The 12,491-nt window shown below is 53.2% G+C and carries 12 protein-coding genes; 7 read left to right on the top strand and 5 right to left on the bottom strand.

Annotation, left to right across the window (positions count from 1 at the left end; genetic code table 11):
• From VFO10_RS03875 to VFO10_RS03860, 4 genes are all read right to left on the bottom strand, one after another.
• The coding region (locus VFO10_RS03875; RefSeq protein WP_325137359.1) for a DoxX family membrane protein at positions 1-345 on the bottom strand (345 nt) is incomplete at its 3' end.
• A 24-nt stretch (positions 346-369) separates the two neighbouring features.
• Positions 370-1,803, bottom strand: a complete 1,434-nt coding sequence (locus VFO10_RS03870; RefSeq protein WP_325137358.1) for an NAD(P)H-binding protein — start codon at positions 1,801-1,803, stop codon at positions 370-372.
• Positions 1,800-2,507, bottom strand: a complete 708-nt coding sequence (locus VFO10_RS03865) for a hypothetical protein (RefSeq protein WP_325137357.1) — start codon at positions 2,505-2,507, stop codon at positions 1,800-1,802. The genes VFO10_RS03870 and VFO10_RS03865 overlap by 4 nt, the downstream gene beginning before the upstream one ends.
• Before the next feature lie 85 nt (positions 2,508-2,592).
• The gene (locus VFO10_RS03860) at positions 2,593-3,600 is read right to left on the bottom strand and encodes a response regulator (RefSeq protein WP_325137356.1); all 1,008 of its coding nucleotides are present in this window, start codon (positions 3,598-3,600) and stop codon (positions 2,593-2,595) included.
• A 358-nt stretch (positions 3,601-3,958) separates the two neighbouring features.
• Between VFO10_RS03860 and VFO10_RS03855 the strand changes: the two genes are divergently transcribed.
• From VFO10_RS03855 to mprF, 4 genes are all read left to right on the top strand, one after another.
• Positions 3,959-4,843: a sigma-70 family RNA polymerase sigma factor gene (locus VFO10_RS03855; RefSeq protein WP_325137355.1), complete on the top strand. Its 885-nt coding sequence runs from the start codon at positions 3,959-3,961 to the stop codon at positions 4,841-4,843.
• A 32-nt stretch (positions 4,844-4,875) separates the two neighbouring features.
• Positions 4,876-5,235, top strand: coding sequence for a DoxX family protein (locus VFO10_RS03850; protein WP_325137354.1), 360 nt, complete (start codon positions 4,876-4,878; stop codon positions 5,233-5,235).
• Positions 5,236-5,383: 148 nt separating this feature from the next.
• On the top strand, positions 5,384-6,013 hold the full coding sequence (locus VFO10_RS03845; protein ID WP_325137360.1) for an AcvB/VirJ family lysyl-phosphatidylglycerol hydrolase: 630 nt from the start codon (positions 5,384-5,386) through the stop codon (positions 6,011-6,013).
• Positions 6,010-8,643, top strand: coding sequence for a bifunctional lysylphosphatidylglycerol flippase/synthetase MprF (mprF, locus tag VFO10_RS03840; protein WP_325137353.1), 2,634 nt, complete (start codon positions 6,010-6,012; stop codon positions 8,641-8,643). Before VFO10_RS03845 ends, mprF begins: the two co-directional genes overlap by 4 nt.
• Before the next feature lie 19 nt (positions 8,644-8,662).
• On the opposite strand, the gene VFO10_RS03835 is transcribed toward mprF, so the two are convergent.
• Positions 8,663-9,127 carry a VOC family protein gene (locus VFO10_RS03835; protein ID WP_325137352.1) on the bottom strand — a complete coding sequence of 155 codons (465 nt, stop codon included), beginning with the start codon at positions 9,125-9,127 and terminating at the stop codon, positions 8,663-8,665.
• Positions 9,128-9,735: 608 nt separating this feature from the next.
• Between VFO10_RS03835 and VFO10_RS03830 the strand changes: the two genes are divergently transcribed.
• From VFO10_RS03830 to VFO10_RS03820, 3 genes are all read left to right on the top strand, one after another.
• Positions 9,736-10,242 (top strand): hypothetical protein, encoded by a 507-nt coding sequence (locus tag VFO10_RS03830; protein ID WP_325137351.1) that lies wholly within the window; start codon positions 9,736-9,738, stop codon positions 10,240-10,242.
• Positions 10,243-10,470: 228 nt separating this feature from the next.
• Complete coding sequence (locus VFO10_RS03825; protein WP_325137350.1) at positions 10,471-11,448, top strand: glycosyltransferase family 9 protein; 978 nt, start codon at positions 10,471-10,473, stop codon at positions 11,446-11,448.
• Between the two features lie 165 nt (positions 11,449-11,613).
• The gene (locus VFO10_RS03820) at positions 11,614-12,288 is read left to right on the top strand and encodes a TylF/MycF/NovP-related O-methyltransferase (protein ID WP_325137349.1); all 675 of its coding nucleotides are present in this window, start codon (positions 11,614-11,616) and stop codon (positions 12,286-12,288) included.
• Positions 12,289-12,491 lie beyond the last annotated feature (203 nt).

Below are 12,491 nucleotides of genomic sequence, written 5' to 3'. Positions count from 1 at the left end.
AAAGAAAGCAAGATAGGCGGTCAGTAGCCCGATAATCAGCGCCAAAGGCAGGCCGTCCGGCGCAAGGAACGCGTGAACGAAGATGATATTGATCACGATCGGAGCCAGGACCACAAGGGCAAGTGGGACGAAGAATCCCGTGACCAGGAGAAGACCGCAGATCGTTTCGGTGCCTTTCAAAAGTGGAAAGAAGTAACCCGAAGCCATGAGTCCCGCATTGAATGTCTGAAGGCGTTCGGGCAGATCGGGCGGTGGGGGCACGAGATTCAAAAGTCCCGTAATGCCCCCGAACAGGAACACCAGCCCCAGCAGCACCCTTGCGATCAATGGAATCTTGGCCTTCATGAAAACTCCTTTGCGTTGTTTTCCTTATTGGACAATATTTTTCGAAAGTTGACCAGGGTGGGATGCCGAGTCTTTCTCAAAATTACAAATCGCCTGCAGGTGACGGGCAAATTTCTGCATGAACCAGCGGTGCACCTGGGCCTGGCTGATGACATAAATCAGCCAGGGGAGGGCTGGACGGAAGTCATTCAAAGCCACAAGGCATACGGTTTTGTCGAGCGCCTCCCGCATTTCGAGGCGGGCCTTCCATGGGCCGCGACGATAAAGAAGACCGCCCACGACATAGAAGAGCTGACGATCGGGACGACTCCGCTCGGGTGCATAGCGGAGCCGCAAAAGAACAAGACCCAAGAGCTTCAGACGAAAATCCGCAATGGGACCTTCGCGCGTGACCGTAATCAGAAAAGGCAGAAGCTGGTGCAGATACTGCAGGTATTCTTCGGCCACCCAAGCGGCGTCGCGACCAGCCGGTAAAGGCACGCGCTGTATCGAACGCACGCGATTATCGTTCGGTCCTTTTCCGCCGCGGGCAAAAGCATAGGGCTTGGATGAAAGGCCGCTTTGCAAAGCTGGCAGAAGATCGACTACGGCTTCCCGAAAGGACATGAAGTGAATGTAGCCTCCCGGAAAGCGATGGGAACTGCGCACCTTCATCGAGGACTTGAGGCTGTCGATCAAAGGATAAACCAAATTTTTCGGAGCGCCAGAGATCAGGCTGACCCAGAGTTTCGAAAGACCAAGGCTCATCCAGGGAATGGCTTGAAAATGTCGCCGAAGGTTCAAGACAGCAGCCGTCTCTTTCATCATATCGAGATAACTGATCGGCGGCTCCGCTCCGATATCCCAGGTTTTGCCTTGCAATTCCTTTTCGTAGAGACAGACCTTGATCACGTCGATGACATTTTTGAGACTTATGATCTGACCAAGGTTGAGCGTCCACCGCGGGCATAGCATAACGGGCAAACGGCGAACCAGATTCAAGACGATGGTAAATGACGAACCCGCGGCGCCGAGTATGATGCCGGTACGCAGAGCTGTTGTCGGCAGATAAGCCTGAAGGGTCTGCTCCACTTCCAGGCGGCTTCGCAGATGCTCCGAGAGCTTCGCTTCATCCGGGATGAAGCCGCTCAGGTAGATCACATGCTTCACCCCTTTCAGCCGGGCGGCACGCGCAAAATTATCGGCCAGGATAAGGTCGAAATCCGCGAAATTCCCCTGATTCAAACGCGCTGTCGGAAGCATCGAATGAACAAGGTAGATCGCCACATCCTGTCCCGTCAGCGCCTGCTCCAGATCCTTGAGATTATGCAGATCACAGCTCACCCAGCGTACGCGCTCTCGGGATTCCTTGGGAATGGAACGGCTCAAGGCCGTTAATTCGAGGTCCTTTTCACTCTGCAGGTTCTCCAAAAGCGCCCGCCCCACGAATCCTGAAGCCCCCACGATGACCACCTTCACGCCGACTCTCCTTTGCTTTTGGAAAAATACAGCCGCACCGACCGCCAGGCCTCGGCGGGTGAAAGAGGAAGACCCAGGTGCTCAGCGTGTTCATAAAGGCTGAACAGCAAAAGGCCCAGGGGCAAAAATTCCGGATGAAGCGAGGTTTTGTTCTCTTTGCAGGAGACAAAGATCCTGTGAAATGAGTCCCGAAAGTCCTGCAGGCGAAACACCATGGTCCCATCCTGAACACGACCGAAGAGGTCCAGGAACAGCTCTTCACTGTGCTGCAGATCGAGAGCCTTGAGGCCGTCTTGGAAAAGCTGGGGCTCGTTCTCGTAAAACCCCTGATACACCCTACGCATCGCGCTTGTGAAGTCATCAGAGAAGGCGAATATCCAAGGCTGAGGGTTCCAGCTGCCCGTCTGGAAGCGCTCCGCTCTGAGATCGAGAAAGCAGGGCCGCGGACCTAAAAAAGCGGCAAAATAGAGCTTTAAAACCAGCTGCCCGGGCGGTTCCTGGGAGTCTTGCAGGCCCCTTTGGATCGGAAGCCATGTGCCCGCCGTACTTTCATACAGCTCCCTATTCATGGAATTTTTAGTCAGGGTTGTGATAAGGCGGGTCATCCCGAGCGTGGGCACGACCTCAAAAAATGATGGCGAGAGAAAATCCAAAGCCAAAGACCAATCGCTACCCCGCAGACTTTTAAGTACGGACCGCAGCATAGTTCCTCGCTCGCGTGCATGAGTGCACAGGTGGCACGCTGACTGATCGTAAGCGTGCCTCGAAGCGAGTATGATGGAAAACCCTTCATGAATCAAACATCATAACGTCATGGCCCATGGATGGGCTGTCGTCGCCCTCGTGATTCTCTTCCGCTTCCCTCAGGTTGCCGCTCATCGCGAACTCAATCGCGAGCTCGCAGCCTTTGCAGGTCATGGGTATTCTCAGGATGGGGCTGTCCACAAGATGCTCGATGCTGTGCCCCTTGCCCATGATGACCTGGGGAAGTCCGATCTGGATGTGGTAGCTGTTCCGGGAAAGGTTGATTTTAATCTTCCCCGTGATCTGGTTGCAGATTTCACCGCCCATATCACGAATCATTTCCGATTTGACCCCGGCGATATTCTCACCGAAAAGTTTAGTGGCCAGATGCCGGAAAAAAAGGCCATCGCAGGAAAAAGCCACGGAACCCAGAGCTTCACGACGCGCCAGGGAAATCACGGCCGTCAGGCAGCCTGAGCCGCTGCTATCCGTTTTGATATAAGGCTTTCCAAACTGAACGGATTCACCAAGATAGAAGTTGCAGACTTCCTCGGCTGCGTTGATGATGCTGCGAATGAGGCTCGTGTCATAGGATACCTTGGCTTTCGGTTCATTCAGGACGCAGACCTCGCGGACCTTCCTCGTGACCGATTTGATCGCAAAGGGTTTGACGACCACATGCGCGACGCCCAGGCTGGTGGCTTTTTTCAAATCCTCCTGATTGAGGCAGCCGGACAGGAGACAGAATTTTGCCGAGCGATTGTTTTCCTTGGTCTTGATCTTGTAGAGCAGCTCCAGACCATTCATCTTCGGCATGTGAAGATCGGACATCACCGCATCGAATTTTTCAAAAGACATCATCACTAGGGCTTGGGCGCCATCCGGTGCCACGCAAACCGTCCAGCCGTCAGCCTCGAAGCCATCCCGCAGAACCGCGACGATGCCCTCGTCATCATCCACGATCAGGATGCGCGGCTTCGTATCGAGTTGATGGCCAGCTTGCTGATTGGTTTTATGCGCCGCTACAGTTGGAAACGTCGGATTCTTGATCATATGACCCTCGCAAGCTTGCGACGAAATTGCGAAAAACGCAGTACTTAAAAACCGTTTGCTCTCTTCTTATCGCGCTCATGCGCCGGATGTTTTGGCCCTGCGGCAAGGCCTTGAACTGCTTGCCAAAGACAAATCGGTAATGTTTTGGGAAAGGAGGTGTGCTGATGGTTTTTAAGAATCCTGCCTGATTCTTGCTTTCGGTAATCACCTGCATGGCTGGGAAATTTTTTTAAACTTCCCGGTCTTTTCGGTGTGTTAGAATAAATTCCCCGAGGGTTGTCACATTCCTGGGAGCTGCCGCGTCAGGACATTGAACGCCCTTCTGGGGCCTAAGGTCGAGTATGGAAGGAACAACACTATGGACAAAAGCGAATGGCTGGCCAAGAGCTTTCAGGATAACAGGGCTCATCTGAAAGCTGTAGCGTACCGCATGCTCGGAACTTCCGAGGAAGCGGATGATGCCGTTCAGGAGACATGGCTCAGGTTGAGTCGCTCCGATGCGGAGCAGATTGAAAACCTGAGCGGATGGCTGACAACAGTGATTGCGCGGGTCTGCCTCGATGTCCTGCGCTCCCGTAGAACGAGGCGAGAAACACCATTCGAGAATCCTGATTCCGACCTGGGAAGCGTCCTTCCCGATGATGCCTCGCTGGTGGCGGATTCTGTTGGCCCGGCCCTGCTGGTGGTGCTTGATACTTTGAATCCGGCTGAGCGACTGGCCTTTGTTCTGCATGATCTTTTCGGTCTTTCCTTTGAAGAGATTGCTCCGATCGTGGAACGCTCCGTGCCGGCCACGCGGCAGCTGGCCAGTCGTGCGAGGCGCCGCGTTCGAGGCATGCGGTCCACAGCCCTCGAGGATTGTCCACGGCAGCGGGAGGTTGTCACGGCGTTTCTTGCAGCTTCGCGGGAAGGACGCTTCGAGGATCTTCTGAATCTTTTGGCCCCGGACATTATTTTGCGGGCGGACGCGGCTGCCATAAAAATCACGAGCGCCAATCAGCATCGCGGTGCCCCAGCATTTGAGTCGGAAATGCGTGACCCGAAAACCATTGCCCGAACCTTCCAAGGCAAGGCCGCTGGCGCGCTGCTGGCCTTCATTGATGGCTTCGAGGGCGCAACATGGATCCAGGGATCGAAACCACGGGTGGCGTTTGCCTTCGCCATTCGTGATGGCCTGATCACCGAGATCGATGTGGTCATGGATCCCGTGCAGCTCGCAAAGACAGAGATTGAAGTTATTTAACTCTTTTCCATCAATCATTGAAGAGGTGAAACGTGAATGTCTTCGTATGGGTCCTCCAGGTACTTCTCGCTCTGCATACGATCGTCGGCGCCCTATGGAAGTTCAAGAATTCCGCTGGCGAGACCATGCCGACTCTGAAGGCCATTCCCCAAGGGGCGTGGCTGACGCTCAGCGTCTTTGAAATCCTCTGTGCCCTGGCCCTGGTTCTTCCCGCTGTCTATAAACCTTCAGGCTTCCTCGCTCCTCTCGCGGCTCTGGCCATCGCTGCTGAGATGCTGCTTTTCACAGGTCTGCATTTTGCCTCCGGCAGCCGCGAATTCGGGCCTGTTATCTATTGGTTGGTGGTCGCCGCTCTTTGTGGATTTGTAGCTTGCGTAAGACTGGCGTTGTGAACCTGTGATTGGGTGATAATGCCTCTCTATTGGAATCCATCGTGATCTGGCATCATAGCTGCGCGACCCAGGATCCTGGGAACCATCAGACTGCAAAGCCGATGCCATGATCATTCGAAGCATTGTTCTCCTTATTCTCCTAAGCTGAATACTGCTGTCGTGGTTCAACCGCTCAGTCTTTCTTCCCAAGCGATCTTCGTATCGACACCGCAAAACGCTCATACTGTTCCTGTCGGGTGCAGGGGGTTGGGTCATGTTTGATAAAAGGCTTATTGCGGAGCTTAATTCACAAGGCTTTGATGTGCTCGGAATGAATACGCTTCGATATTTCCTGTGGCGAGCCCGGAGTCCCGAGGAACTCACAGCGGTCATACAATCGCAACTGCAGATCTGGATGCCCTTATGGAGGGATGAGTCTTTGGTCATGATCGGCTATTCGCAAGGTGCGGACGTTCTGCCTTTCGTGACCGCTCGCCTTCATCCTGCCTGGCGGAATCGTACGAAGTGTCTTGTCCTTTTAGGTCCTGCGCGTCATGCAGATTTTCACCTGCGTCTTCGCGATGTGATCTGTAATTCTTACAGTTCGAACGCGCTGGCTCTGGAGCCGGAGTTGAAGAGCATCGGTCCTCAGTTGCCTGTCCTTTGCATCGCCGGTGAAAAGGATCCCAATGCGAGCTGGTGGCTGAACTGTCGGCTTGTGCCGGGATCTCATATATTTCGTCATAATGCACCTGAAATAAGCCGCATGATTCAGGATGAAATCGAGAGTGTAACATGAGCGCAAGCATCCCCAGTGATCCAGTGCAGCCGGCTTCGGCTTCCCCTACGGGGAAGATTCGGTTTTTTATGCGTCTTGCGACAGCCGCTGTCGTGGTTGTTCTGCTTGGACTTGCTCTGCATGTCCTTTCCCGTGAATTAAGCACAACCCCGCCATACACCGTGCTTCAGGAAGCCAGGCGCATCCCGGTTAGATTTGTGGCATTGTCCTGCCTGTTGACAGTGTTGAGTTACTTTGTGCTGACCTGGTACGATTTTTTTGGTCTTCGCTATGCGGGCTATTCGTTGCCCTACCGCAAATCAGCTGTCGCCTCGTTCATCGCCTATGTCTTCAGTCATAATCTCGGTTTTGCCGAAGTCAGCGGCACAGCTCTGCGCTTTCATATCTATGCCGCCTGGGGACTTAACGCGATCGCGATAACGAAAGCGGCGCTTTTTGGAATCGTCACCTACTGGATAGGTTTGGGGATCCTGGGGTCGGTGGTCTTTATCGGGATGCCGCCAGAGACTCATCTTCTGGGAGCGTTGCCACCTGCCCTTTATCACATTGTGGGAGGCGTCTTTCTCCTTCTCGTCGTCTTATACTTCCTGGCTGTTCTGCGATTTCGTGCGCCGCTGATCATTCGAACTCATGAAGTCACGCTTCCCACTCCGCGACTGGCCCTCATTCAACTGGGACTGGCGCTCGCAGATTGGCTCACGACCAGCGGGGTTCTTTACGCGGTTCTTTTTCCCGTGACCGGCCTGTCTTATGGCGAGTTTTTGGGAATCTATATTGTGGCTATCACCGCTGGAAGCATCAGCCACATCCCGGCCGGACTCGGTGTTATCGAGAGTATTTTTGTCTTGGCGCTCAAAAACCAGGCTGATGCCGGGACGGTCCTGGGGGCTCTTCTGGTGTATCGTGCGATCTACTATCTGTTGCCCCTGATACCCGGAATCATCATGCTCCTCGGACTTGAACTCAGCCGCATGTCCACCGGATTTCGTCGCTTTGCTCGACTGGGTCAACCCTGGTTTTCGGCTGTGGCTCCCAGTCTCTTTGCTTTTTATACTTTTCTTTCGGGTTTGGTTCTGCTGGTTTCGGGAGCCACGCCCGAAAACTGGTCCCGTCTGCATAGCATCGAGTCCGTGCTGCCGCTGGCCTCCATCGAGATCTCGCATCTTCTGGCCAGCGTCATGGGCGTGGCCCTTCTTATCACAGCGCGTGGTCTTCAGCAGCGTCTGGATGGAGCCTATGTCCTCACTTTATTTTTCCTGACAGCCGGCGCTGTATTTTCCATGCTGAAGGGTTTTGATTATGAGGAAGCCAGCTTTCTTATGATTGCCATGTTCCTTCTTTTGCCTTGCCGGAGTTTTTTCTATCGAAGATCCTCCATGCTCGCCGCACGATTCAGCCCAGCGTGGATCATGGCCATAGTTGCCACCGTTGTGGCTTCGGCCTGGCTTGCTTTCCTCGCTCACCGCAATGTGGAATATTCCAACGAACTTTGGTGGCAGTTTTCCGGCGGCGGCAGTGCGCCGCGTGCTTTTCGAGCGAGTCTCGCCGCGGCCATGACCTCGCTGATCGCAGGGCTGGCCTGGCTCCTTCATCCCTCGCAGCCGAGGCCCATTTTCCAGATCGGTGTCGATGACACTATACGCAGCATCGTGCAGAAGTCGTCCCGAACGATGTCAAACCTGGCCTTTACGGGTGATAAGGAGTTTTTGCTGAATCCTGCAGGCAGTGCCTTTATTATGTTTGCCCGCAAAGGACGGCATTGGATCACGATGGGGGATCCTGTCGGTCCCGAGGAGGAGACCGCCGAGTTGATTTGGCAATTTCGTACGGTATGTGATTCGTATGCCGCGCGTCCCGTCTTCTACCAGGTGGATGCTGCTGGTCTTCACCGTTATATTGATGCTGGATTTTATGTGACCAAGATCGGGGAAGAAGCCATCGTTCAGCTGGCTGATTTTCATTTGGAAGGACGCAAGTTTAAGGATTTGCGGAATGCTCGGAATCGAATGGAGAAAATGGGGTTTCGGTTCGACGTCCTGCCGGCGAGCGAGAGCAAATCCATCCTGCCTGAACTCAAATCAATATCCGACGCGTGGCTGGCCCAGCATAAAACTCGGGAGAAAGGCTTTTCGATCGGGGCCTTTAAAGAGGACTACATCGGCCTCTTTCCGCTGGCGATCATACGTGGGGATTCGGGCATCGAAGCCTTTGCCAATCTCTGGCAGACCGCCGACAAAAAGGAGCTTTCCATCGATCTCATGCGTTATCGGCCCGAAGCCCCGCATGGGATTATGGACTGTCTTTTGTGTGATATCATCCTGTGGGGCAAGGACCAGGGCTTTCGAACGTTTAATTTGGGAATGGCCCCGCTCGCTGGACTGAACGCGCGTTTGATGTCGCAGCCTTGGGTTCATCTGGAAACACTCGTCTATCAGCACGGCGAGCATTTTTATAATTTTCGTGGACTCCGCGCGTTCAAAGATAAATGGGAACCCAAGTGGTTTCCCAAGTATCTGGCGACTTCAGCCGGCCTTTCGTGGCCTGTGGTTCTGGTGAGCCTCACCGCCCTTATCGGCGGTGGATGGCGGGGGGCTTTGACAAAGAAGGCGCGAACTCGTCACACATCGTGACGGTGTCCGCGCCAGAGCTTTATTTTCCGTCAAAAGCCTTTTGAAGTTTGACGATATCCAACTGTTTCATGCTCATCATGGCTTCCATCATGCGAGCAACTTTGTCAGGATTTTTATCGGACGCCATCTTTAAGAACGCTGCAGGGACGATTTGCCAGCTGACATTCCACCGATCTTTAAGCCAACCGCAGTGGGACTCTGTTCCGCCGTTTGCTATGAATGCTTTCCATAGACGGTCAGCATCGGCGTTGTCATCACAGATAGCCATGATGGACGCGGCCTCGCTTTGCTTAAACATCGGCCCTCCGTTGAGAAGCATGACCTCGTGCCCAGCAAGATTCAAGGTGACAGTCAGTGGTTTTCCATCCCGCTTTATGATTTCTATGACTTTGGAGTTCTTGATAAGCCCCGCGTAAAACTCAGCCGCTACCTCCGCACCGGAATCGAACCACAGACAGGTTTGGACTTTAATGCTGGTACCCATAGATTCTCCTCAGTAGTTACCTGTGAAATGGCCATCTCACTCACTGCTCGAACGCTTGGGTTGATTTTGCCTTTAATGTTCGGCCTGGCACAACGTCAAACGCAGCGCATGGGGCAGCCCCTTCCTTTCCGCCTGTAGTCGAACGGGAGGACTGGAATAAGACGAAGTCCTGAAAAAAAATTCATGGATTGAACGCGGAGAAGGTAAATGTATATGATTTATTAATGATTTCGTTGTGTTGAGGGGCTGTGTTGGGTCGCTGTGGGGACAGGATGATAGCGCCTTCGTATATCGAACCAGCGATGGGAAAGCTAATTGCAGCTTTCCACGTTAAAAAAACGACCTTCGTAAGGTTTTAAAATGAAAAGTCTTCCAAAGAAAATTCTTTTGCTTTTTGCCTTGGCCTCTGTGCTTGGTACCTACCTAGATCCCCGAAACTCCTCCCTGTCGTCCTGACGAAACCTTGATCTGCATTATCGTACAGTCGTAGTTCCTGTTTCACCCTAGGGTAAAATTCTTCAATTTGCCGGATTTACAGTCAGGCCAAAGGAGCGTCAATCGTTCAGCACCAGCCTCAGGGAAGAGGTTGCTTCAGGCAGGATGCTGACATGATGGATCGCGTGGTTTTTCAGGACCGGAATTTGTCGTCACTCGGTGGTTTGCTTTTGTTCAAGGAGCTGCTTGCCGGCATCCGGCTCGACGAGCGTGTTGGCGAAGCACTGCCTCGCCAGCGGATAGCCTCCGGCGCCTTAGGATTCGATAAATTTCGCGCTCTTTTGTTGGGCTTTTTGAGCGGCGCGGAATGTCTGGAGGATATGGATAAGCTTCGCAGCGACCCCATGTTCCTCGAAGTCAATGGGACTCTTGTCGGCTCGACGACTTATGGCGACTATCTTCGTAAGTTTTCGGGATTTCATCTGCAGTCCATATCCTCCAGACATTTCGCGCCGCTCAAAAAGCCCAGCAAAAGAGCACGAAATTTATCAAATCCTGAAGCCCCGGACGCTATATGCTGCGGAGGCAGGGCCTCGTCAACACACTCATCGAGCCGGATGCCGGCAAGCAGCTCCTTGAACAAAAGCAGACCACCCAGTGACGACAAATTCCGATCCTGAAAAATCACGCGATTCTTCATGTCATCATCCTGCCTGAAGTAGTCCCCTCCATGGGAGTGAACGGTAGCTTCACGCCTCTTCGCTAGGTAACAAATGGTGAATAAGCCGTATCCACCTGAACACTAAGAGCTCTTATGCATACTCCCTGGAACAGGGAAAGGTGGACAGGACGAGCCAGAAGTGTTAGTCAAAGGCTCTTATACAAAGGCGAAAAGTGTGGTGAGGTCCATGCGTAAGGTTTTGCTGGTCTGTTTCGACAATCTCGGTGACCTTGTTTTTACTTCGGCACTGGCTGCCGCCTTGAGCTCGGATCCACAAAGCGAGCTTAGCGTTTGGTGTAAGGACTACACGTCCTCGGTGGCGCGACTGATGCCCGGTGTCAAGCAGGTCTTTGCTTCGGATCCATTTTGGGATAGTGCCCCAGGGCGACCCAAGGGCTCTTTTTGGAACTTCGTGCTAGTCCTGCGTCGTGTCCGCCGTGAACGCTTTGTCCTGGCGATTTTGCCGAGTACATCATGGAAGGCTGCCCTGGCGTTGCTACTGGCAGGGATTCCGAAGCGTGTTGCCTGGAAGGGTAAGAAGAACTCACTCTTTCTCTCGGCCGTCACCCCAAAACCGAGGCGCGATGAGCCGGTGATTGCAGCCTTGGCCAAGAGCTTCGCACCCTTCCTGCCCCGACCGGCGGAAAGTCGTTCCTGCCTGGAAAAGCAAAGACTGCCGTCCTGGACGGAACCCTTGCCTCCGAAGCCTCTTGCTTTGATCCATGCCTTTGCGGGTCGGCTCGATCGCTGTGCCGATCCTCAGTTGCTCTGGCGTTTCGCCCAGTACTTGGAAAGTCAAGCCTATCATGTGCTCTGGGTTGGCACCGACCATGAACTGAAGCAGCTGGCGAAGGCTCTGCCCGAACTGCCGAAGTCCGCTTATGCCGACGCTGCCCGATATGATCTTTTACCTCTGGCAGCTTTGATAGAGAAGAGCCAGCTTTTCATTGGCCATGATTCAGGTCCGCTGCATGTGGCGACGGCCCTCGGCATACCAGTTTTGGGCATGTATTTGCCGGGCCAACCTGAACGAGCTTTCCCTCAGGGGCGAGGTCCCAGCATTTACATCGTCAAGTCGCGCCCAGCCGAGCTGAGTTTCGACGATCTCAGCCAGGCCCTAATCCAGCTGACCCGCGATGCACCGATATCAATGCGTTACGGCTAGCTAGCCCAGGCATAACAATCCAAAGTTTGAAGCCGACGCAATAGTTTATTAGTGTACCTTTTCACAAAGGTTAAAACCATGAAGCTGTCCTTTGCCAAAAGAAACCTGCGTTCCTTTTTGAAGCGGGTTGTGTTGCCCTTCGTCAATCGCAGCAATTCGTACCTCATGCAGCACCTGCCCGAGTCAGTGAGTCGGCAGTCAATCACCTTCGACCAATGCCGCGTTTACTGGAATGAGAAAAATAGGAAAAACAATGATGCTGACCTCGTGCGGCTTCTCTTTCTCATCCAGACTGTTGAAGAGATGCTGGACAAAAACGTGCCTGGTTCAATCGCAGAGTTGGGTGTGTATAAGGGAAATTCCGCTAAACTGCTCCACGAATTGGCCCCCGACAGGCGGATTTACCTTTTTGATACCTTTGAGGGATTCGATAGCAAGGATGTAAAAATTGAACTGAAGAACGAAGTAAAGATGACGGAATTCAAGGATACGTCCCTGGATCAGGTGAAACGATTCCTAGGCAATTCCCGAAAAGTAGTTTTCTGCCCTGGTTTCTTCCCTGAAAGCAGTTCCTACGTCCCTGAGAATGAAACGTTTGCGCTCGTACATCTCGACGCCGATCTTTACGGACCAACCTTGGCTGGGCTTGAATATTTTTACGAGCGTATGCCGAAAGGCGGCACGATGATTGTGCACGATTATTCCAGCGGTGCTTGGCCTGGCATCAAAAGGGCTGTTGATGAGTTCCTGACCGACAAGCCGGAGACTCTGGTAAGAATACCGGACAAGTCTGGGACCGTGATTTTCAAGAAGGCTCAGGATGGAAAGTTTTTAACCTAGATCCCCGAAACTCCTCCCTGTCGTCCTGCCGAAACCTTCATCTGTATTAGCGTATAATTGAATGTCCTGTTTCACCCTCGCACAAAATTCTTCAATTTGCCGGATTTACAGTCAGGCCAAAGGAGCGTCAATCGTTCAGCACCAGCCTCAGGGAAGAGGTTGCTTCAGGCAGGATGCTGACATGATGGATCGTGTGATTTTTC

This window comes from Oligoflexus sp. (genome assembly GCF_035712445.1).
GTDB lineage: Bacteria > Bdellovibrionota_B > Oligoflexia > Oligoflexales > Oligoflexaceae > Oligoflexus.
The sequence above is the reverse complement of the archived record's forward strand: the minus strand, read 5'-3'. Positions and strand labels throughout refer to the sequence as shown.

What these genes read in the sequence shown, in the direction of transcription:
- VFO10_RS03865 (WP_325137357.1), bottom strand. Translation starts at nt 2,507, where the DNA reads ATGCTGCGGTCCGTACTTAAAAGTCTGCGGGGTAGCGATTGGTCTTTG.
- VFO10_RS03860 (WP_325137356.1), bottom strand. Translation starts at nt 3,600, where the DNA reads ATGATCAAGAATCCGACGTTTCCAACTGTAGCGGCGCATAAAACCAAT.
- VFO10_RS03855 (WP_325137355.1), top strand. Translation starts at nt 3,959, where the DNA reads ATGGACAAAAGCGAATGGCTGGCCAAGAGCTTTCAGGATAACAGGGCT.
- mprF (WP_325137353.1), top strand. Translation starts at nt 6,010, where the DNA reads ATGAGCGCAAGCATCCCCAGTGATCCAGTGCAGCCGGCTTCGGCTTCC.
- VFO10_RS03835 (WP_325137352.1), bottom strand. Translation starts at nt 9,127, where the DNA reads ATGGGTACCAGCATTAAAGTCCAAACCTGTCTGTGGTTCGATTCCGGT.
- VFO10_RS03830 (WP_325137351.1), top strand. Translation starts at nt 9,736, where the DNA reads ATGATGGATCGCGTGGTTTTTCAGGACCGGAATTTGTCGTCACTCGGT.
- VFO10_RS03825 (WP_325137350.1), top strand. Translation starts at nt 10,471, where the DNA reads ATGCGTAAGGTTTTGCTGGTCTGTTTCGACAATCTCGGTGACCTTGTT.
- VFO10_RS03820 (WP_325137349.1), top strand. Translation starts at nt 11,614, where the DNA reads ATGCAGCACCTGCCCGAGTCAGTGAGTCGGCAGTCAATCACCTTCGAC.